Origin of the sequence: Amycolatopsis sp. A133 (assembly GCF_031082405.1) — a bacterium.
Taxonomy (GTDB): Bacteria; Actinomycetota; Actinomycetes; order Mycobacteriales; family Pseudonocardiaceae; genus Amycolatopsis.
This window is the reverse complement of sequence record NZ_JAVHJU010000040.1, coordinates 40253-61367: the sequence shown is the minus strand read 5'-3', so window position 1 is coordinate 61367 and position 21115 is coordinate 40253. Positions and strand designations below refer to the sequence as shown.

15 protein-coding genes are annotated in these 21115 nt (G+C 72.8%); 8 read left to right on the top strand and 7 right to left on the bottom strand.

Translation table 11 applies throughout. From position 1 onward, the window contains the following. Window positions 1-6 precede the first annotated feature (6 nt). Together Q5425_RS25885 and Q5425_RS25880 are read left to right on the top strand one after the other, a co-directional pair. Window positions 7-912 (top strand): sugar ABC transporter permease, encoded by a 906-nt coding sequence (locus Q5425_RS25885; protein WP_308674905.1) that lies wholly within the window; start codon window positions 7-9, stop codon window positions 910-912. Then, window positions 909-1733, top strand: a complete 825-nt coding sequence (locus Q5425_RS25880; protein WP_308674904.1) for a carbohydrate ABC transporter permease — start codon at window positions 909-911, stop codon at window positions 1731-1733. Before Q5425_RS25885 ends, Q5425_RS25880 begins: the two co-directional genes overlap by 4 nt. Window positions 1734-1764: 31 nt before the next feature. Here Q5425_RS25880 and Q5425_RS25875 read toward each other — a convergent pair whose 3' ends face one another. Both Q5425_RS25875 and Q5425_RS25870 read right to left on the bottom strand, forming a co-directional pair. After that, entirely contained in the window at window positions 1765-5451 is a 3687-nt protein-coding gene (locus Q5425_RS25875) for a BTAD domain-containing putative transcriptional regulator (RefSeq protein ID WP_308674903.1), read from the bottom strand. Between the two features lie 504 nt (window positions 5452-5955). After that, a complete protein-coding gene (locus Q5425_RS25870; protein ID WP_308674902.1) occupies window positions 5956-9210 on the bottom strand; it encodes a BTAD domain-containing putative transcriptional regulator in 3255 nt (1084 codons plus the stop codon). 172 nt (window positions 9211-9382) lie between these two features. Between Q5425_RS25870 and Q5425_RS25865 the strand changes: the two genes are divergently transcribed. The 4 genes from Q5425_RS25865 to Q5425_RS25850 are packed head-to-tail and all read left to right on the top strand — an operon-like array spanning window position 9383 to window position 11892. Continuing rightward, the gene (locus Q5425_RS25865; protein WP_308674901.1) at window positions 9383-9628 is read left to right on the top strand and encodes a WXG100 family type VII secretion target; all 246 of its coding nucleotides are present in this window, start codon (window positions 9383-9385) and stop codon (window positions 9626-9628) included. After that, window positions 9625-9870, top strand: a complete 246-nt coding sequence (locus Q5425_RS25860) for a hypothetical protein (RefSeq protein WP_308674900.1) — start codon at window positions 9625-9627, stop codon at window positions 9868-9870. Before Q5425_RS25865 ends, Q5425_RS25860 begins: the two co-directional genes overlap by 4 nt. Window positions 9871-9916: 46 nt before the next feature. Next, the gene (locus Q5425_RS25855) at window positions 9917-10519 is read left to right on the top strand and encodes a response regulator transcription factor (protein WP_308674899.1); all 603 of its coding nucleotides are present in this window, start codon (window positions 9917-9919) and stop codon (window positions 10517-10519) included. A 47-nt stretch (window positions 10520-10566) separates the two neighbouring features. Next, window positions 10567-11892, top strand: coding sequence for an amidase family protein (locus Q5425_RS25850; RefSeq protein WP_308674898.1), 1326 nt, complete (start codon window positions 10567-10569; stop codon window positions 11890-11892). Between the two features lie 140 nt (window positions 11893-12032). Here the strand turns inward: Q5425_RS25850 and Q5425_RS25845 are convergent, their stop codons facing one another. The 4 genes from Q5425_RS25845 to Q5425_RS25830 form a co-directional block, all read right to left on the bottom strand. Continuing rightward, window positions 12033-13202, bottom strand: a complete 1170-nt coding sequence (locus tag Q5425_RS25845) for a cell division protein DivIVA (protein WP_308674897.1) — start codon at window positions 13200-13202, stop codon at window positions 12033-12035. Between the two features lie 105 nt (window positions 13203-13307). Continuing rightward, a complete protein-coding gene (locus Q5425_RS25840; RefSeq protein ID WP_308674896.1) occupies window positions 13308-15302 on the bottom strand; it encodes an SDR family oxidoreductase in 1995 nt (664 codons plus the stop codon). 101 nt (window positions 15303-15403) lie between these two features. Beyond that, window positions 15404-16210: a class F sortase gene (locus Q5425_RS25835; RefSeq protein WP_308674895.1), complete on the bottom strand. Its 807-nt coding sequence runs from the start codon at window positions 16208-16210 to the stop codon at window positions 15404-15406. 4 nt (window positions 16211-16214) lie between these two features. Continuing rightward, a complete protein-coding gene (locus Q5425_RS25830; protein WP_308674894.1) occupies window positions 16215-17672 on the bottom strand; it encodes a SpaA isopeptide-forming pilin-related protein in 1458 nt (485 codons plus the stop codon). Window positions 17673-17988: 316 nt separating this feature from the next. On the opposite strand from Q5425_RS25830, the gene Q5425_RS25825 reads away from it, so the two are divergent. Both Q5425_RS25825 and Q5425_RS25820 read left to right on the top strand, forming a co-directional pair. Further along, a complete protein-coding gene (locus Q5425_RS25825; RefSeq protein ID WP_308674893.1) occupies window positions 17989-18822 on the top strand; it encodes a Bax inhibitor-1/YccA family protein in 834 nt (277 codons plus the stop codon). Between the two features lie 193 nt (window positions 18823-19015). Next, entirely contained in the window at window positions 19016-19711 is a 696-nt protein-coding gene (locus Q5425_RS25820; protein WP_396135246.1) for a hypothetical protein, read from the top strand. Between the two features lie 89 nt (window positions 19712-19800). On the opposite strand, the gene Q5425_RS25815 is transcribed toward Q5425_RS25820, so the two are convergent. Continuing rightward, window positions 19801-21021 carry an acetyl-CoA C-acetyltransferase gene (locus Q5425_RS25815; RefSeq protein WP_308674891.1) on the bottom strand — a complete coding sequence of 407 codons (1221 nt, stop codon included), beginning with the start codon at window positions 21019-21021 and terminating at the stop codon, window positions 19801-19803. Window positions 21022-21115 lie beyond the last annotated feature (94 nt).

Below are 21115 nucleotides of genomic sequence, written 5' to 3'. Positions count from 1 at the left end.
CCGCGCGTGCAGCACCGGCTCGCCCGTTTCGACCGCAAGGTCACGCCGCTGCTGCTCGTCGCGCCCTTCTTCGCCCTGTTCGTCGTCTTCGGCGCGTTCCCGCTGCTCTACACGGCGTGGGTTTCGCTGCACGACTGGAACCTCCTCGAGGGCGACCAGGGCGGCTCCGGACTCGCCAACTACGGCGATCTGCTCGGCGACCCGCACTTCTACAACGCGCTCGCCAACACCGTGAGCATCTTCCTGCTCGCCGCGGTCCCGGAGTTCCTGCTGGCGCTGGGCATCGCGGCGCTGCTGGACCGGCCGCTGCGCGCCGCGACCTGGTGGCGCACCGGCATCCTGCTGCCGAACGTCGTGTCCGTCGTCGCCGTCGGGCTGGTGTTCGGGCAGCTGTTCAGCCGCGACTACGGCGTCGTCAACGAGGTCCTCGGCTGGTTCGGCGTGGCGCCGGTCAACTGGCAGGCGACGACCTGGACGTCGCACTTCGCCGTCGCGAGCATGGTGCTCTGGCGCTGGACCGGCTACAACGCCCTGATCTACCTGGCCGCGATGCAGGCCGTCCCGGGTGACCTGTACGAGGCCGCGGAGCTCGACGGCGCCTCGCGGTGGCGGACGTTCTGGTCGATCACCGTGCCGGGCATCCGGCCCGCGCTGGCCTTCACCGCCATCGCCGGCACCGTCAACGGCTTGCAGCTGTTCGCCGAGCCGCAGCTGTTCGACGCCGGTGGCTCCGCCGGAACGGGCGGCAACGACCGCCAGTTCCAGACGCTGGTCATGTACCTCTACGAGAAGGGCTTCACGCACCTCGACGCCGGTTACGCGGCCGCGCTGACCTGGGTGATGTTCGTGATCTGCGCGCTGTTCGCGCTGGTCAACTACCGGTTGGTGCGCCGGTTCGTGAGGTCGGCGTGACGGCGCGGCGCCGGCCGGGCGGCTGGGTGTACGCCGTGCTGACCGGGGTGCTCGGCGCGTCCGCGTTCCCGCTGTACTGGTCGTTCGTCGTGGCCACGCGCGACAATTCGGCGATCGGTGAGACGTCGCCGCTGCTGCTGCCGGGCGGGCACCTGGCCGGGAACGTGCGGCGCGTCTTCGACACCGTCGACTTCTGGCTGGCCATCGGGAACTCGCTGATCGTCGCGGGCACCGTCATGGTGGCCAACGTCGTGCTGGCGAGCCTCGCCGGGTTCGCCTTCGCGCGGCTGGAGTTCCGCGGCCGCAACACGCTGTTCCTGCTGGTCGTCGGCTCGGCCATGGTGCCGGCGCAGCTCGGTGTCATCCCGCTGTACCTCGTTGTCGGCGACCTCGGCTGGTACGGCCGGCTCGAAGCGGTGATCGTGCCGGCGCTGGTCAGCGCCTTCAGCGTGTTCTGGATGCGCCAGGCGTGCGAAAACGCGATCACCGCGGAGCTCGTCGACGCCGCCACCGTCGACGGCTGCTCGATCCTGCGCACCTACTGGCACGTGGCCGTGCCCGCCCTGCGCGCGCCGGCCGCGGTGCTCGCGATGCTCACCTTCATGGCCACGTGGAACGACTACTTCTGGCCGCTGGTGGTCCTCGACCCCAACGAGACGCCGACCGTCCAGGTCGCCCTGTCGCAGCTGGCCAGCGGCTACTACACCGACTACGCGCTCATGCTCACCGGCGCGACCGTCGCCGTCCTGCCCGTCATCGCGTTGTTCCTGCTGCTGGGCCGCCACATCGTGCGGGGCATCCTGAAGGGGGCACCGGTATGACCTTCCCGACGGGTTTCCCGTGGGCTCGGCCTCAACGCCTGCCGCTTCCCGGTCGCCCGGCCGCGGGTGGTGCTGGATCGGCACCCGCTCCGGTGCGCTGCCGGAAGGCGTCGGCGACACCCGCGCGTGACGGCGCATCCAGCTTGCCCAGCAGCCGGGCCACGTGGGCCTGGACCGTCCGCCGCGGCAACGACAGCTCCGCCGCGATCTCCGGGTTGGACCGGCCTTCGGCGACCAGGCCGGCGATGCGGACCTCGATCGGCGTCAGCGACTCCCAGCCGTGACCCGGCCGGATCGGCGAGAACAGGGCGCCGCGGCGGACGCCGAGGCGGCGCAGCCGGGTTTCCGCGCGCCGCAGGTCCCAGCGCGCGGCCAGCGCCGTGTACAGCTCGGCGGCCTCCTCGAACGCCGCGTGCGCCGCGTCCAGCCGGCCCGCGCGCGCCAGCAGCACCGCCGCGTCCTCGAGCGCCGACGCCAGTTCGGGGCGGCGGCCGACCGCCCGGAAGTGCTCGGCCGTCGCCAGCACCGGGGCCGGGTCCTCCTCGATCAGCCCGCGGCACCACGACGCCGCCGCGTGCGCCCGCGCCGGACGTCGTTCCTTCGCCGCTTCTTCCTCGCACACCGCCAACGCGCGCCGGGCGCGGCCGACGTCGTCCTGCTCCATCGCCAGCCGCACGAACGCCGGCAGCCACTGGTGCCGCAGCATCATCTGCGCGTACGTCGGGTTGAGGATCGGTTCGAGGACGGCGAGCGCGCGGACCCGGTCGCCGCGCTGCTCGGCCGCGAGGGCGTCGGCGACCAGCAGGAAGTCGAAGCTTTCGCGCTCGGCGCCGGTCGCCGGGGCGTACTCCTCCGCCGCGTCGAGGTGGGCCGCGGCCTGGGCCCGGTCGTCCCGGCGGCCCGCGATCAGCGCCGCGACGCCGTGCAGCAGCAGCGCCGCCGGGCCGGGCTCGCGCAGGCCGTAGAACGTGATCGCCGGGCCGTCCTCGATGACCGTGTCCAGCTCGACCAGCGCCTCGTCCCAGCGGCCTTCCCAGTACCGGTGCACCGCGGCGGACACCTGCAGCCCGACCGGCAGGGCGTGCCGGGCGGCGACTTCGCCCGCCGCGCGCAGCGCGTCGTCCGCTTCGGCCAGCCGGTCGAGGTTCTGGAGCGTGAACACGCGGTTGTCGAGCAGGTCGAGGTGCAGGTCGGCGAGTTCGTGGTCGTCGCCGACGGCCTCGATCGCCGCGTCGACGTGGGCGAGCGCGCGGTCGTGCTCGCGGCGCACCGAATCGACCAGCCACAACGACTGCAGCGAGTGCGCGGTCAGGTAGCGGTCGCCGCCGGCGAGCGCTTTCGTCTCGTGCGCCGTCCGCTCCGCATTGTCCAAATCGGACAGATCGCCGCGGCGGAAGTTCGCCAGCAGCTGCCGGTGCTTGCCCCGCCAGAGCTCCGGCACGGCCGGGTCGTCGACCGACGCGGCGAGGGTGGCGACGGCACCTTCGGTGTCCCCACGGCGGTGCCGCAGCGCCGCGAGCACGTGCCGCATCTCCTCGACGGCGTCCGGCTCGGTGGCGACGTCGAGGGCTTGCCGCGCCAGGGTTTCCGGGCTGCGTTCCAGCCGGAACAGCACCTTGACCAGCGCCACGAGCAGTGTTTCCCGGCGTCGGTCGGTGCTGGAGCACGCGGCCAGCGCGCGTTCCAGCAGCTCGACGGCGATCAGCGGCGCCCGGGTCGAGACGACCGCGTGGTGGGCGGCGAGCCAGTCCAGCACCCATTCGTCCACCGTCGCGGGCGCCGCCACCAGCTGCTCGGCGACGCGCTTCACCGGGGCGCCGATCCCGGCGAGCGCCTCGGCGGCCTGGCGGTGCAGCGCCGCCCGCGTCCCGGCCAGCAGGCGGTCGTAAAGGGCCTGTCGCAGCAGGGGGTGGCGGAACGCCAGCTGGGTCCCGGTGTCGATGAGCACGTTCGCCGCGACGGCTTCTTCCAGCGGCGCCAGCAGGTCCGACGGCCGGGTGCCGACCACCGCGGCGACGTCGCCGACGGCGAACTCCATGCCCAGCAGCGCGCCCCAGCGCAGCACTTCCTGCGTCCGCGCGGTCAGGAAGTCCAGCCGCCGGTCGACGGCGGCGACCAGCGATCGCGGCGCCTCGAACTCCGCCGGGTCGTCGACGTCGGCTTGGCCGCCGCTCACCTCCACCGCGCCGGCGCGGCGCAGGACGTCGACCATTTCCTTGACGTACAAGGGGTTTCCGGCGCCACGGGCGGCCAGTTCGCGCAATCCGGGCCCGGGCGGCGCCCCGAGCTGGTCTTCGATCAGCCTGCCGACGTTCTCTTCGGTCAGCGGCGCGAGGTCGAGGACGACGCCGTCGCGCGCCTGGACGCCGCGGCGCAGCTGGGCGAGTTCGGCGCGGTCCGGCGCCGGGCGGGTCGCGGCCACCAGCAGCAGCGGCAGCTGCCGGGTCGCCGCGCAGAGCCGGTGCCAGACCAGCACGGACGCCTCGTCGGCCCACTGCAGGTCGTCCAGCACCAGCACCTGCGGCGACTCGGCGCACAGCTCGTCGACCAGGGCGAGCAGCCGGTCGACGGCGCCGAGCACCGGGTCGGCCGGGCCCCAGCTGCGCCGCGCCGGGCCCTCGCCCGCGAGTTCCTTCGCCACCCGCGCACGCCGCGGGTCGGGCGAATGCGCGTCGATCGCCAGGCATTCCAGCACCACCTGCAGCGGGAACCGGGTGCTCAGCTCGTCCGCGGCCGCCCAGAGCCGCTGGAAGCCGGGGCCGTCCGGCAGTGAGCTGGCGAGCAGCTCGGACTTGCCGATCCCGGCGTCGCCTTCGATCCAGACGGCCCGGCCCCGCCCGGCGCGGACACCGGCGACGAGCTCGGCGAGTTTCGTCATTTCGGCTTCCCGGCCGAACAGCCGGTGCCCGGTGACCACGACCGGCGCCGAGGGGGCGTCGAGGGCCGGGTCCTGGGCCAGGATCTGCCGCTGGAGCCGCTGCAGCGCCGGACCGGGTTCGACGCCGAGTTCGGCGACGAGGGTGGCGCGGGCGTCGCGGAAGACGTCGAGGGCGTCGGCGGGCCGTCCGCTGCGGTAGAGGGCGAGCATGAGCGACTCCCGCAGCGACTCCCGCAGCGGGTGTTCGCCGGCCAGCACCGTCAGCTCCGGCGCGAGATCGAGGTGGCCACCGAGCGCCAGCACGGCTTCGGCCCGCCGTTCGAGGGTGTTCAGCCGCAGTTCGGCGAGGTATTCGCGGTGCCGCTCGGCAAACCCGCCGGGCACGCCGGAGAGCGCTTCCCCCTGCCAGAGCGCAAGAGCGGCGTCCAGTTCGGTGACCGCCGCCCGCGGATCGCCCAGGTCGAGGTGCCGTTGCGCGCATTCGCGGTGCCGTTCGAACAGGGCCGCGTCGAGCGCGTCTTCACCGAGCAGCAGCGAGTACCCGGCCGGATCGGAGACGAGGACGCTGGCCGCCGACCACCGCGACCGGTCCGGTTCGAGGGCCCGGCGCAGCCCGGAGACGTAGGTGTGCACGCTGCCTTCGACACTCGCCGGCGCGGAGTCACCCCACACGCCGGCGATCAGTTCGGCCCGGGGAACGGACCGGCCGGCGTTGACCGCGAGCACCGCGAAGACGGCACGCTGACGAGCGGGGCCGAGCCCGATTTCGGCCGCCCCGCGCCAGGCCCGCAGCGGGCCGAGCACGCCCACCCGCAGGCCGGTGTCCGCATCCGCTGGCATGTCACTGCCGTCCCCTCTGGGGCTCCAGCCCCAGACCCCATCCCCCAGGGACATCGGTACCGACTACTCCGGTGACCTTACCGACGCGGCGGCCCCGCACAAGGTTGCGCGTTCAACTCAGACAAGACATCGCGGCGCCGGATGTCACTCGCCGGAGATGTCCTCGGCCGGGTTCGGGCCCTGGTGCTGGGGTGCGGGTTGGTCGCGCCTGCCCCGCAGCGCGGCTGAGCTGCGGCTCAGGCCGGTGGAGGGGAGTGGTGGGCTCGCGCGTTCCGGAGTAAACGCCCGCGGCTTGCTTGCGAGCGCGTGGCCGGCCCTCCGGCGCCACCGGCAGCCCGCGGCCTGCTCACAAACCCGTGCCTAGGCCTCCAGCCCCCGCCTGCAGCCCCGCGAGTTGCTAGCGAGCGCATGCCCGGCCTTCCGGCGCCGGCAACCCGCGGCCTGCTCACGAGCCGTGCCTAAGCCTCCGAACCCGCCGACAATCCCGCGACCCGACCCGGCCCCTCACTCCCCGGCAACCGCCCGCGGCCGCACCGCCGGCGCCCGCCGGATGCCGAAGGGCCCCATCCGGGCCTCCGCGCGGCGGACGTCCCACACCGCGCCCATTCCGGTGTACGCCGTCAGCGCGGTCCGGAACGCCGTCCGCGCCCCGGCCAGCTCGCCCGACTCCGCCAGCAGGATCGCCGCGTCCTCCGTGGCCTTGGCCTGCTTCAGCAACCGCCCGGCTGCCCGGTAGTGCCCGGCCGCCGTCAGCACCGGCTCGGGGTCGCCTACCACCAAGCCGCGGCAGTGGGCGGCCGCCGCGGCGTGGGCCGGGGGGATGCCGGCGTCGGATTCCAGCAGGCGCAGCGCCTCCTGGACCCGCTGGCGATCGTCGAGCGCCAAAGCCAGCCGCACCAGGTCGGGCAGCCACTGGTGGCGGGCCGCCGGGGGGTGGTTGTCCTCCAGCAGCGGGGACAGGGCCGCCAGGGCCGCCTCCGGCCTGCCCTCCTGCTCGGCCAGCAGCGCCCGCGCCGCGAGGAGGAAGTCCCCGCCGTCGGGCTCGAGGCCCGGGGGCCACTGCTGCCGGTCGGCCGCGTCCAGGTGCGTCCTGGCCTGGGCCGGTTCGCCGCGGTGGCCGGCGATCAACGCGCCGACGCCGTGGACCAGCAACGCCGAGCCGGGACTGCGCAGAACGTATGACGCGGTTTCGGCGCCGTCGCGGATCACCGCGTCGAGCTCGGCCAGCGCCTCGGGCCAGCGGCCCAGCCAGTAGTAGTGCACCGCGCCGGCCAGGTGCATCTCGCCCGGCACCGCGCGGGTTGCGGCGATCCGCCGGGCGGCGTCGAGCGGCTCGGCGGCGTCGTCGAGGCTGTCGAGGTTCGGCACGGCCAGCGCCGCGTCGTCCAGCGGGTGCAGCCCCGCCGGGGCCAGCGCGGTCTCTTCGCCGAGCTTCTCCAGCGTGGCCAGCAGGGCCTCGTGCCGCCCGCGCCACATCTCCGGGACGTCGGCGTCGTCGAGGGTCCGCTTCAGCTCGGCGGTCGCCTCGGAGAAGTCGCCGCGGCGGTAGTAGACGTAGGCGAGGATCCAGCGCATCTCGGCCGCGCGCCTGCTGTCGGACGTCCGCGCGACGACCGAGCGCGCCTCGGCTTCGGGCTCCCGGCCGAGCCAGAACAGCAGCCGGGCCAGGGTCGCGGTCAGCGTCTCCCGCGCGTCCGGCGGCAACGCGCCTTGGGTGACGGCGTGGCGCAGCAGGTCGACCGCGATCCGCGGGGTCTCGGTGGCCACGGCGCCGATGTGCTCCAGCAGCCACGCGGTGACCCACGGGTCCACCTGCGCAGGGGCGGCGGCGAGCTGCTCGGCGACGCGTTCGGCGGGCGCGCCCGCGGCGGCGAACGCTTCGGCCAGCTGCCGGTGCAGCGCGACCCGCATCGCGGCGGGCGTCTTTTCGTAGAGCACGCGGCGCACCAGCGGGTGCCGGAACGCCAGCCGATCGCCCGATTCGACGAGCACCCCGGACGTGATCGCTTCGTCGACCGCGCCGACCAGCGCCGTCGGCGGCCGTTCGGTGGCGACGGCGATGTCCGCGAGCGAGAACTCCCGGCCCAGCATCGCGGCCCAGCGCAGGGTGTCGCGGGCCCCGCTGGACAGGAAGCTCAGGTACAGCGTGATCCGCGAGCCCAGCGGCGGCGGGATCGTCTGGCACGCGTTGCCGTCCAGGTGCGCGTGGACGCCGTCGAGCACGATCATCGACTGCGTCAGCAGCGTCTCGACGATTTCCCTGGTGTAGCGCGGATTTCCGGCCGCGTAGGACACCAGCAGCTGCAGCCCCGGCCCGGGTGGCGCGCCGACCAGCTCGGTGGCCAGCTCCCGCGTCGCGTCTTCGGTCAACGGGGTCAGCTGGAGCACCGCGATGTCATCGTTGTCAAGTTCGGCCCGCAGGTCGTCGAGCGCGGCCGGTCGCGGCACCGGACGGCAGGCGCCGACCAGCAGCAACGGCAGCTCCCGCGTCTCCCGGCTCAGGTAGCGCCAGACCCGCAGCGTGGTGTCGTCGGCCCACTGCAGGTCGTCGACCACGAGCACCAGCGGGGCCTCCGCGCACAGCTCGCGGACCAGGCCCAGCACGCCGTCGACGGGGTCTTCACCGGACGGCCCGGCGAGCCGCACGGCCAGCGCGGCCCGGCGTTCGTCGGTCGCGCGCGAGTGCACGCCCAGCGCGTCGAGCAGCGGGCGCAGGGAAAACCGCTGGTCGAGCGCGTCCGCGGCGGCGAAGGCGGGATCGAGGTCCCGCGCCAGGGTGAGGACTTCGGCGAGCAGCGCCGTCCGCCCGCTGCCCGGCTCGCCTTCGAGCCACACCGAGCGGCCCGCTCCGGCCCGAAGGCCGGCGACGGCGTCGCGCAGCCGGTCCAGTTCGGCTTCGCGGCCGACGAAGATCTCCGCCCGCTCCGGCAGGGCCGCGGCCGGGAACCGCGCCGGGCGCGGGGGTGGCGGCGGTTTCGGTGCCGGTGCGGGTTTCTCCAGCAGCTCGTCGTGCAGCCGTCGCAGGGCCGGCCCGGGCTCGGTGCCCGAGGCCTCGACGAGCCGGTCGCGGACGTCGGCGTACACCGCGATCGCCTCGGTCCGCCGTCCCGCCCGGACCAGGGCCCGCATGAGCAGCCCGCGCAACGTCTCGCGGAACGGGTGCTCGCGGGTCAGCGCGGTCAGCTCGGCGACGAGTTCGGCGTGCCCGCCCGAGTCCAGCAGGACCTCGGCGCGCCGCTCGACGGTCGTCAGCCGCACCTCGGTGAGCCGGGCGCGCTGGGCGGCGGCGAACGGCCCGGGCAAGCCGGACAGCGGAACGCCGTGCCAGAGTCCCAGCGCTGCGTCGAAGGCTTCGCGCGCACCGCGGAGATCGCCCGCCGCCTGCCGGCGTTGCGCCTGCTCGCGCAGGGCTTCGAACCGGTGGACGTCGATCGCTTCGGCGTCCAGGCGGAGCGAATAGCCGGACCCGATCGACGCGAGCAGCTGCGGCCCTTCGCCCTTGGCGCGGCCCGGCTCGAGCGCGCGCCGCAACCCGGAGACGTAGGTGTAGATGGAACCCTGCGCGCTCTGCGGCGGCGCCTCACCCCAGACGGCGTCGATCAGCTCCTCGCGCGAAACCGTGCGGTTCGGGTGCATCGCCAGCGCGGCGAGGACCGTCCTCCGGTGCGCGGAGCCGAGGTCGAGCTCCGTCTCGCCCTGCCAGGCCTTCACGGGGCCCAGCAGCCGGAGTCTCGGTGCGGAGCCGTCCGCGGCCGACATCGGTCTCCCTTCGTGCGCGACGAATCGTCACGCGCCGGATGCCTGCCGTGAGCATACGCGGGCGCCGTGAACCGGCAGGCAAGGATGGCGGACATTCGGGCAACGGCACCCGGCCGGGGTTTCGCGCCGCCACGGCGTGCGCCACGCTCGGGGAGCCCGAGAGGAGCCGCGGATGCCGACCGAAGACATGCAGCGAGCCGCCGCCTGCTTCGCGTACGCCCTCGAAGGTGCCCGTTCCCGCCTTCGCGACGTCAACAGCGAGATGGCGATGGTGCAGGCGTCGTGGCGCGGCGAGGCGTCGGTGCGGTTCGGCCAGGCGATGAGCGACTGGGAGCAGGAGTTCGACGTGATCCTGTCGCGGCTGGCGGAGCTGCTGGAGGCGACCGGCGGCCCGATGCCGCGGCCGCGGCTGCCGTGACGCGGCTCGACTTCAGCTTCGCCGACCTGGTGCTGGACCGGATGGGTGCCATCACCGGGGAGCTCGGCGAGCTGCTGGCCGACCTGGAGTCCCGGGTGGAGCCGGAACTGGCCGGCTGGACGCCCGAGGCACGCGAGGAGTACCTGCGCGCCAAGCGCGAGTGGGCCCGCGCGGCCGAGCGGATGCCCGGGTGCCTCGAGCGGGCGCGGGCGGCGTTCGGCGAGCTGTCTTCACGGGCGTGAAGACGGAATAGGGACGGCGTGAAGACCCGCCGTCCAGACTGCGTCCATGAAGCCCGTCGAAGTGAGCGTCCTCGCCTCGGACCCGATCACGCACGCCGGCGCGGTGAGCCTCCTGGACGGGCACCCGGACGTCCGGCTGACCGACCTCGTGCCGGACGTGCTGCTGGTGATGGAGGACCACGTCAACGAGACCGTGCTGGGCGAGATCCGCGCGGCCAAGGCGTCCCATGTCGTGCTGGTCGTCGAGCACTTCCGCGAAAGCGACCTGATGTCGGTGCTGGAGAGCGGCGTCGTGGCGATCCTGCCGCGCCGCGAAACGGGCGGCGCCGAGCTGGTGACGGCGGTGCTCGCCGCGGGTGACGGCACGGCCAACCTGCCGCCGCGGCTGCAGGGCGCGCTGCTCGCGCAGGTGCAGCGGATGCGCAAGGACGTCCTGGAGCCGAACGGGCTCACGCTGTCGGGACTCGCGGCGCGCGAGTGCGACGTGCTGCGGCTGGTCGCCGAGGGGTTCGGGACCGAGGAGATCGCGGCGAAGCTGTGCTACTCCGAGCGGACCGTGAAGAACGTCCTGTACGGCCTGATGACCCGCTGCGGCCTGAACAACCGCGCCCACGCGGTGGCTTACGCGCTGCGGGCGGGCGCCATCTGAGACGTTTTCGCTGCCGCTGTCACCTTTTTGTGGGTTAGGGTCCGCTCATGGTGCTCACGGCAGTGGAGATCGCGGCGTCCGTCCGGGCCGGGGAGCTCGACCCGGTGCAGGTCACCAAGGAGGCGCTGGACCGGATCACCGCGGCGGACGGCGTGGTCGGCGCCTTCCGCCGGGTGCGCGCCGAGCAGGCGTTGCAGGAAGCCGCGCAGGTCGCCGCGCGGTCCGATCTCGCGTCGCTGCCGCTGGCCGGGGTGCCCGTGGCGGTCAAGGACGTCACGGAGATCGCGGGCGAGTCCGCTTCCCACGGTTCGCTGGCGGGTCCGGCCGCCCAGGCGGGCGAGGACGGCGTGATCGCGGCGCGGCTGCGGGCCGCGGGCGCGGTCCTCGTCGGGCTGACGCGGGTGCCGGAGCTGTGCATCTGGCCGATGAGCGACACCCCGGACGGCATCGCCCGCAACCCCTGGGACCCGGCGTACGCCTCGGGCGGCTCGTCCGGCGGCAGCGCGGCGGCGGTGGCGGCCGGGCTGGTCCCGCTGGCGCACGGCACCGACGGCATGGGCTCGGTCCGCCTGCCGGCGGCGATGTGCGGCCTGGTGGGCCTGAAGCCGGGCGCGAACCTGCTGACCGAAGGCGGCTGGTTCGGCATGTCGGTGCACGGCCCGATCGCCACGACGGTCGCCGACACGGCGGTGCTGCTGTCGGTGCTGGCCGACTCGCCCTCGCTGGCGACGGTGGTTCCGCCGTCGCCGGTCCGCATCGGCTTGTCGACGACGGTGCCGCTGCTGCACACCCCGGTCCCGAAGGAGCTGGTGGCGGCGGTCTCGACGGCGGCGGGGTTCTTGGCGGCGGCCGGCCACACGATCACGCCGGGCGCACCGAAGTACCCGGCGACGATGGTCCTGGGCATGACGGCCCGCTGGCTGGCGGGCCCGGCGGAGCAGGCCCGCGGCTTCGACTTCGCACGGCTGCAACGCCGGACGCGCGCCCACGTCCGAGCGGGCCGGCTGGTCCAGCGAACGGGCCTGATCCGCGACAGCACGCGTGACCGGTGGGTGTCCCGGGCGGAGGAGTTCTTCGCCGCGCACGAGGTGCTGATGACCCCGACGTTGTCGCACTGGCCGGTGAAGGCGGGCCGCTGGCACGAGCGCCGGTGGCTGCCGAACGTCCTGCCGTCGACGCGCTTGGCGGGCTTCACGGGCCAGTGGAACTTCGCGGGCTACCCGGCGATCACGGTGCCGGTGGGGCGGTCGAAGGTGTCCGGCCTGCCGACGTCGGTGCAGCTGGTGGCCCGCCCGGGCGGGGAGTCCCTGCTGCTGGGCTTGGCGGCCCAGCTGGAGTCGGCGAACCCCTGGCCGAGGACCGTTCGCAACTGAAGCGCCCCAATGTGGCGTTCGGTGCGTCCAACGCACCCAATGTGGCGTTCGGTGCGTTGAGCGCACCCAACGCCACATTGGGGCGCTTGAGTGTCGCGGCCGACGGGTCCGGAACTGTCGGGTGCGCCGAGCCGCGGGGCTCAGTTGCCCGGCTTGCTCCCCGTCGGCGACAGGGGCTTCGCCCCGTTGCCGTTCGCCGGCTTCGTCGCCGGGCCGTTCGAGTTCGCCGGGGTGTTGCCCGGCTTCGCCGCCTGCGGCGCGGGCTTCGAGGCCACCGCCGGCTTCGGAGCGGGCTTCGACGCCGGCTTCGGGATCGACGGCTGCACCACCGGGACCACCGGCGCGGCCGGCGTCGTGGCCGAGTCCATGCCCGCGTCGCCGCCGACCAGCTTCGACGCCTGCGGGATCACCGCTTCCTCCGGCAGCGGCGCCAGCTGCGTCTCGCTGCGGTTGAGGATGTCCTCCGCCATCGCCAGGCTCTTGCGCGCCTGCTCGCGGATCTCCGCCAGGCGCTCGACCTTGCGGTTGGCCGCCGTCGTGCGCTGGGCCGCCTGGGTTGTGGCCTCGTCCAGGCGCCGCTTGGCCTCCGCCGTGGCCTCGTCGAGACGGCGCTTCGCCTCGGCCGTCGCCTCCGCGAGACGGCGCTCGGCCTGGTTCTTGCTCGCCGTGCGCTGGTCCGCGACGTGCTTCTCCAGCGCCGCCTTCTGGGCCGCCTGGGACGAATCGAACTCGCGCTCGAGCTTCCGCCGCTTCCGCTCCGCCTCGTTGTCCAGCAGCTCCCGCCGCTGGGCCGCCTCGACCGTCAGCCGCTGCACCTCGGCGCGCGTCTCCGCCAGCGCGGCCTCGTGCTCGGTGTGCAGCAGGTCGGCCTGCTTGTCCAGCTCCGCGACCAGCTTCGTGTACCGCTCACGCAGCTTCGTCGATGCCTCCGTCGAGGACGCCCACGTCTTCTCCGCGGCCACCTCGGCGCGCTTGATGATTTCGTCCGCGCGCGCCTGCGCGAGCGTCACCGTGCGCTGCATCCGCTCGTCGAGGTCCTCGAGCCGCTCCGGCGGCTTCTTCAGCTCCTCGACGCGCGCTTCGAGCGCCGCGACCTGCTGCCGGACGGACTCGACCTCGCGGACCGCGGCGGCGGCCTGCGCCGCGGCGGCGTCGCGTTCGCTGAGCACCCGGCGCAGCTGCGCTTCGACGTGGTCGAGGTACTGCCGGACTTCGTTGCGGTCGAAACCGTGCCAGGCCTGGGTGTACTCACGACGGAGGGGAAGAAGGCCGTTGAGGGCGGTTGCGGCGGGGTCGCGCTCAGGAACCATGGGCCCGACCGTACCCGGGCACCTGCCGCCTCCGCCGTCCGGCTTAACGAATCACCAACACGTGTCGCCGTGTCGCCGGAATGGCCTCACCCATAAAACGCAGCGTTACCAGTGGAAGCCACGAGAAAGCCGGGCCAGCGCCATCGCCGCGCGCGACAGGTGTTTCTCGCCACGTCCGATCTTGAGTTCGCCCGAACCGCCCGCCGCGGCGGAATCCGGGAAAATCCGGAAACCCTGGTAGGCGATCGCGTCGGTGAGGCCCGGCGTGAGCGTGTAGGCCAGCCCGATCGCCTGCCCCGCCGGGGTGCCGATGTGCTTCGGCCGCTCGACGAGCGCCTTCAGCACCATGTCCGCGGCCTGCTCCGGCGACTTCGTCGGGAACGCGTCGTAGATCTTCGTCGGGCGGATCATCGGGGTGCGCACCAGCGGCATGTGGATGGTGGTGAAGGTGATCCCGTCGCCGTGCGTCTCGGTCGCCGCGATGCGCGAGAAGTAGTCCAGCGCCGCCTTCGACGCCGCGTACGCCGAGAAGCGCGGCGCGATGCCCTGGACGCCGATCGACGACACGTTCACGATGTGCCCGAACTTCCGCTCCGACATGTGCGGCAGCACCGCGAGGATCAGCCGGACCGCACCGAAGTAGTTGATCGCCATCGCGCGCTCGTAGTCGTGCATCCGGTCGTACGACAGCTTGATCGACCGCCGGATCGACCGGCCGGCGTTGTTGACCAGCATGTCGATCCGGCCGTGCTCGGCCAGCATCGCGTCGACGGCCTTGCGTACCGAGTCCTCGTCGGTCAGGTCGGCCGGGTACACCGAGGCCGTGCCGCCGGCGGCGACGATCTCGTCGCGGACCTCTTCCAGCTCGTGCCGGCGGCGCGCGACGAGCAGCGGGACACCGCCCGCGGCGGCGACCTTCAGCGCGGTCGCGCGGCCGATGCCCGAGGACGCGCCGGTGATGACCACGCGGCGGCCGTCCAGCTCCCCGCGCGGGCCGTGCTTGCGCGCGCGGAACGGGTCGAGGTGCTCGCGCCAGTAGCGCCACAGCGTCGGCGCGTACTCCTCCAGCCGCGGGACCTCGACGGTGCCGGCCAGCGCCTTGCGCGTCTCGGCCGAGGAGAACACCGACGGGAACGCCATCGTGTCCAGCAGCACCGGCGGGATGCCGAACCGCTCCAGGACGGCGTCGCGGGCGATGGTAACGCCGGGGATGTGCTCGGTCAGCTTGACCAGCCCGACGATCCGCTTGGAGATGCCTTCGCCCAGCTGCACGGTGATCGTCGGCGCGCCCGCGGCCCGCGCGAAGGCGTTGTACACGGAGACGACCGGCTGCGGCTCGGGGTTGACCAGGTGGAAGGCGTGGCCGTCGAGCCCCGGCTTGACGACGAGCTCCAGCAGCGCCTTGGCGACGTAGTCGACCGGCACGATGTTGGTGTCGCCGAGGTCGGGGCCGACGACCGGCAGCACGTCGGGCAGCCCGGCGAGCCGGTTGATCGCGGGGAAGAGGTAGTACGGGCCGTCGATCTTGTCCATCTCGCCGGTCTCGGAGTGCCCGACGACGACGGCGGGCCGGTACACCCGCCACGGCACCTCGTCCTGCTCGCGGACGATCTTCTCGGCTTCGAACTTGGTCCGGTGGTACGGCGTGACCAGCCGCTGCCCGGCGTCGAACATCTCCTCGGTGAACACGCCTTCGTGGTCGCCCGCGACGGCCACCGACGACACGTGGTGCAGGCAGCCCGCGCGCAGGTCGGCGGCGAGGTCGACGACGGCCCTGGTGCCGTCCACGTTGGCCTTGATGCTGGCTTCGTCGTCGGCGGTGAGGTCGTAGAGCGCGGCGAGGTGGACGATGTGGTCGACGCTCCCGCGCAGCTGCTCGCGGTCGGCTTCGGACACGCCGAGCAGCGGCTCGCCGAGGTCGCCGGTGACGAGCGTGACGCGGTCGGAGTGCGGCCACTGGTCGACCAGCGCGGCCAGCTTGGCCCGCGAGGACGCGCGCACGACGAGTGCGATGCGGTCGTCGTCGGGGCGGGAGAGGAGCAGCCGGGTGAAGTGACGCCCGATCAGTCCGGTTGCCCCGGTCACCAAGAACGTCGCCATCGTCTTCTCACCTCTCGCCGCACCGCCCTGACCCTGGGCATTCTGCTGCATGCCGAGATCGGTGACCACCGTGTCGAAACGTGATGTTACCCACGAGTAACTTAGGCGGGGTCCGCGGTGACGACGCGGTTCTCCTCGTAGCCGTCCGAACCGCCGACCCAGCGGCCGCCGCAGGTCACCAGCACCACGCGGTGCGGGCCGGACGGGCCGAACAGGTAGTCCGCGCGGGCCGGCAGATCGCTCTTGTGCACGGTGACCAGCTGCGAGATCCGGTACCGCCACGTCCGGCCCGCACTGTCCACAATGGTCAGCTCGGCACCGATCCTGGCGTGCCACAGCTCGGCGAACGGCCCGGTCGCGCCCCGCCAGTTCACGTGGCCGGCGAACACGCTCGCCCCGCCGGCCGCGTCGAGTGCCGCGCCCCACCACGTAGCCTGCCCGAGGTCGGTGGGCACCGGCAGCTCGCCACCCGGGCCGAGGTCCTTGCGCACCAGGGTCGCCGTCCCGCCGTCGGGCAGCCGGACGGTGCCCGGCTGCTGCGGCGGCGGGGACGGTGGTGGCGCCGGGGACGACGGCGTCTGCGCAGCCGGGGCCGCGGGAGCCGCGGAGGTCGTGGTGGCCGGTGACGAAGACGGCGCCGCGGCGGCGGCCGCCCCCGCGGCGGGCAGCGCCGTGCCGGCCACGACGGCCACGGGCGGCGCGGTGACCACGCCGGAGCCGAACTGCACCGCCAGCACCGTCGCCGCGCCGAGTGCGAAGCCGGCGAGCAGCCGGCCCCGGCCGGGCTTCGGCGGGCGTGGATCCCGGTGGCCGGACGGCTCGTCGTCGACGGCTGCCCAGCCGGTGTGCCGGTGCCATTCGTCGACGAACCAGTCCTCGCCCTGCCAGTCGCCGCCGTGGTCCGCCACGCCGTTACCTCCGGGACGCCCGCCGCGCGGCGACGCCGGCCAGCCCGGCCGCCAGCAGCACGAGCAGGCCGAGCCCGGCCAGGCCCGGCACGGAATAGCTCGTTTCGACGACCCCCTGTGCCCGCGCGACCGGCTGGTCGCCGGCCGGGATCGCGCGCGGGACTTCGTTGGGCTTGTTCGTCACGGTCAGGGCGAGCGTCTCGCCGGGTTTCACGGTGCCGCAGGCCGATGGCGGGTTTTGCGGGTCGTAGGCGTTCGTGTAGCCCGGCGGCGGGCTCGCCTCGACGACGCAGATCTCCTGCGGGGCGCGGAGGTTCTCGACCGTCACGCCCCCGGACTTGCCGTCGGTGGTGACGACGGCGGGCTTGCCGTCGGCCCCGGTGAGCGGCTTGCCGTCCGGCCCGAGCGCGGCCGACGTCTTGTCCTTGCCGGTGATCCGCAGGACGGCGCCGCCGACGCCCTTGCCGGTGTTCGCGTCCGTCTTGGTCACCTGGACCGTGCCGGGCTTGGCGACGTTGACGACGCCCTGGGCGGTCAGTTCCTTCTCGCCGCCGGTGGAGACGACGCGCTGCACGCTGGTGTCGATCGGCAGCCGGACGTAGGGCCGGTCCGCGGGCGCGGTCAGCGAGGCCACCAGCTTCGGCTTATCGCCGGTCGGGGTCAGCTTCACGCTCACGGTGCCGTCGGCGCCGGTCTTCAGCGTGACCTCCTTCGCGGCGGCCTGCGGGCTCGCGTTGCCCGCGGCGCTGTCCGCCTTCTCGCCGTCGAGGGTGGCGGCGGTCGCCGTCAGCTTCACCGCGACGCCCGGCACGCCGTTGCCCTGGGCGTTCTTCACGGTCGCGGTCCACTCGGCCGCTTCGCCGAGGTGCTGTTCGCCCTTCGGCGTGGTCATCGACGCGGTCCACGGCCCGCGGTTGGTTTCCGCGTCCGTCTTGAGCCGCTCGACGGCGTCGGCCGCGGCGGGGAACTTCTCCTGCATGAAGTCGAGGTGCGCCTGCGCGTCGTAGGCGATCTTGTCCTTGGGCAGGTCCGTCTTGAGGTCGTCCGGGGTGCGCGGCGCCGCCGTCCACGAGTGCAGCAGGTGCGCGAGCGCGCTCGCCTCGTCCGCGTTCTTGGTGTCGCCGTAGCGCAGCAGCAGGTACGAGATGTTCGCGGCCTCGTCGGCGGGCAGCTTCGTGCCCCACTTCGTGAGCAGCTCGTCGCCGGGCTTGTACTGCTCGTCGGTGTCCGGCGCCTTGAGCAGGAAGCTCACGCAGAACACCTGCTGCCCGCCGACGACGTACGACCCCAGCCAAACCGTGCCGAAGCCCTTCTGGCCCCCGACGTCGTGCCCGATGCCTTCCTGGCTGGCGGCCGAGGCGGGAGAGGCGCCGACGGTCGCGGAAAGCGTGCCGAGCAGGGCCGCGGCGACAAGACCGGTGAGCGCGCGAGCTCCCGCGCGCGGGCGTGTGGACCACCCCATGGTGTCAATGCTCCTTAGTTCGACGCCCGGCAGTGCCCGGCGTCTCTGCAGGTCACACGACTGATCAGGTCCCCGACGCGCATTCGGTGAACGTCCGAGCACGCGAAGTGAGCGTTGCGTTCAGGGCGAAAACTGTGTACCGCTCTTCGGGTGGCTGTCGCCGAACGGTCGTGGCGCCTGTCGCTTACCGTGTCCTCCGTGGACGGCGGACCGCCGTCGAGTAAAGTCGTCTTTACTCGGCGGGAACCGCACGTCCCCGGCGGTCGTTGAACCGGATGCAGCGACGAAAACGAAGCAGCAGATCCAGGAGGATCAGGTGCGTTCCAGTAGCAACCCGGCGTTCCGCAACCTGCCCCAAGGCGGAACCCAGACTTACGGGCAGTACGGGCCCCCGGTGGGCTTCAACCAACCCCAGGGCGGCGTGCCCGGGTACGGCCCCGGCCAGACCGCCTCCGGCGAGGGCGATCGTCCGATGACCGTCGACGACGTCGTCGTCAAGACGGGCATGTCCCTCGGCGTCGCGCTGCTCGTCGGGGTCGTCACGGCGATCTGGGCGCAGGTCCAGCTGGCCGAGACCGGCCGGCTGTCCGGCGCGCTCGTCGGCGCGATGATCGGCGGCCTGATCGTCGGGCTGGTCATCTCGCTGGTGATCATCTTCCGCCAGAAGCCCAGCGGCGCGCTGACGCTGACCTACTCGGCGGCCGAAGGCCTGTTCCTCGGTGCGCTGAGCGGCGTGTTCGAGGCGATCTACCCCGGCATCGCGCTGCAGGCGATCATCGGTACCGCGGGTGTGTTCATCGGCATGCTGGTGGTCTACAAGACCGGCGCGGTGAAGGTCACGCCGAAGCTGACCAAGTGGATCGTCGGCGCCGTCGTCGGTGTCGCGATCCTGATGCTGTTCAACCTGATCAGCTCGCTGGTCTTCGGCTTCAACCCGCTGCGCGACGGCGGCCCGCTCGCCATCGTCTTCAGCCTCGTCTGCATCGGCATCGCGGCGTTCAGCTTCCTGCTCGACTTCGACCAGGCCGACCGGATGATCCGCGAGGGCATGCCGTCGAAGTGGGCCTGGTACACCGCGTTCGGCCTGATGACGACGCTGGTCTGGCTGTACCTCGAGATCCTGCGGTTGCTCTCTTACTTCCGCGAGTAACCTGGCTCACAGTTCCGCAGTGAAGGCGCTCCGTAATCGACGGGGCGCCTTTTCTGTGGGTAATTCGTGCATTGGGGACCCCGGTGCGGGCCACGCTCACCCTGCGTGTTGGATGGCCGGGTCGGTTCTCAATTTCACATGTGTGAGGTTCACAGTGAGCGTTCCCCCTCCGGCCCCCGGGGGCCAGCAGCCGGTGGGTCAGCCCGATCCCTACGGTCCGCCGCCGGGCGGCCAGCCGCAGCAGCCGCACGGCCAGCCCGGCCAGTTCGGCACGCCGCCGCAGGGCCAGCCGGGTCAGTACGGCCCGCCGCCCGGCCAGTTCCCGCCCGGCCAGCAGGGGTTCCCGCCCGCGCCGCCGGCTCCGCCGAAGCGCTCGACGGCCAAGAAGCTGATCCTGGGCGGCATCGGCCTCGTCGTGGTGATCGCGGTGGCCGCCTTCCTGATCACCACGTTCATGAAGTCGCCGGCCACCTCGAACGCCGGTGACTGCCTCACGATCACCGAGTTCACCCAGGGCGGCGACGACCCGGTGAAGGCCGACTGCACCGACCCGAAGGCGAACGTCAAGATCGCCAAGAAGCTGGAGACCGCCTCCGAGAACTGCCCCGGCGGGTCGAGCGCGGGCTACGACACCTACTCGGTCAGCGGCCGCAGCTCGTACAAGCTGTGCCTGATGATCAACGCGAAGCAGGGCGACTGCCTGACGAACTTCACGTCGCAGACCAAGGGCTACCTGAAGGTCCCGTGCACCGACCCGAGCAAGGACGGCGAGCTCGTCAAGGTCGTGACGGGCCAGGCCGACAAGAACGTCTGCGAGGGCACCGACGCCACGCGCGTCGCGGTGTACCCGGAGCCGGCGACGACGATGTGCGTCAAGACGAACGAATAGCCCCGTAGCTGCACGAAGGCCCCCTCACCATCGGTGAGGGGGCCTTCGGCGCATCCGGACGAGGAACCAACCCCATCGGGGCGGTGGGGTCAGGAAAGGCGCTCGATGATCATCGCCATGCCCATGCCGCCGCCGACGCACATCGTCTCGAGGCCGAACTGCTTGTCGTGGTGCTGCAGCGAGTTGATCAGCGTCGAGGTGATCCGGGCGCCGGTCATGCCGAACGGGTGGCCGACCGCGATCGCGCCGCCGTTGACGTTCAGCCGGTCCAGGTCGATGCCCAGGTCCCGGTACGACGGGATGACCTGCGCCGCGAACGCCTCGTTGATCTCGACCAGGTCGATGTCGCCGATCGACAGCCCGGCGCGGGAGAGCGCCTGCTTGGACGCCTCGACGGGGCCGTAGCCCATGATCTCCGGCGAAAGCCCGGTGACGCCGGTGGAGACGATCCGCGCCAGCGGCGTCAGGCCCAGCTCACGCGCCTTCGTGTCGGACATGACGACCAGGGCCGCCGCGCCGTCGTTGAGCGCGCAGCAGTTGCCCGCCGTGACCCGGCCGTCCGGGCGGAACACCGGCTTGAGCCCGGAAACGCCCTCGACGGTGACGCCGGCGCGCGGGCCGTCGTCCTTCGAGACGACCGTGCCGTCCGGCAACGTCACCGGGGTGATGTCCTTGGCCCAGAAGCCGTCCGCGATGGCCTTCTCGGCCAGGTTCTGCGAGCGGACGCCGAACTCGTCCATCTCCTCGCGCGTGACGCCCTTGAGCCGCGCCAGGTTCTCCGCGGTCTGGCCCATCGCGATGTAGACGTCGGGCAGCAGCCCGTCCTGGCGCGGGTCCGTCCAGCTGTCGGTGCCGGACTCGGCGGTCGCGGCGGTGCGCTGCTCGGCGTCGGCGAACAGCGGGTTGTGCGTGTCGGGCCAGGAGTCCGAGCTGCCCTTCGAGAACCGCGAGACGGTCTCGACGCCGGCCGAGATGAAGACGTCGCCCTCGCCGGCCTTGATCGCGTGGAACGCCATCCGGGTGGTCTGCAGGCTGGAGGAGCAGTACCGGGTGATGGTGCAGCCGGGCAGGTGGTCGTAGCCCAGTTCGACGGCGACCGCGCGGCCCATGTTGAACCCGGACTCGCCGCCCGGCAGGCCGCAGCCCAGCAGCAGGTCGTCGATGTCGGCGGGGTCGAGCTGGGGCACCTTGGCCAGCGCCGCCTGGACCATCTGCACGGTCAGGTCGTCGGGCCGCATGCTGACCAGCGAACCCTTGTTGGCGCGCCCGATCGGCGAACGCGCGGTGGAGACGATGACGGCTTCGGGCATGACGTGACACATCCTCGTATCGCGAGCTAAGCGTGCGCTCACCATACTGCCGCGTGCGGCGTCCTCGTCAAAGCCGAACGCGACCTGCGCCACT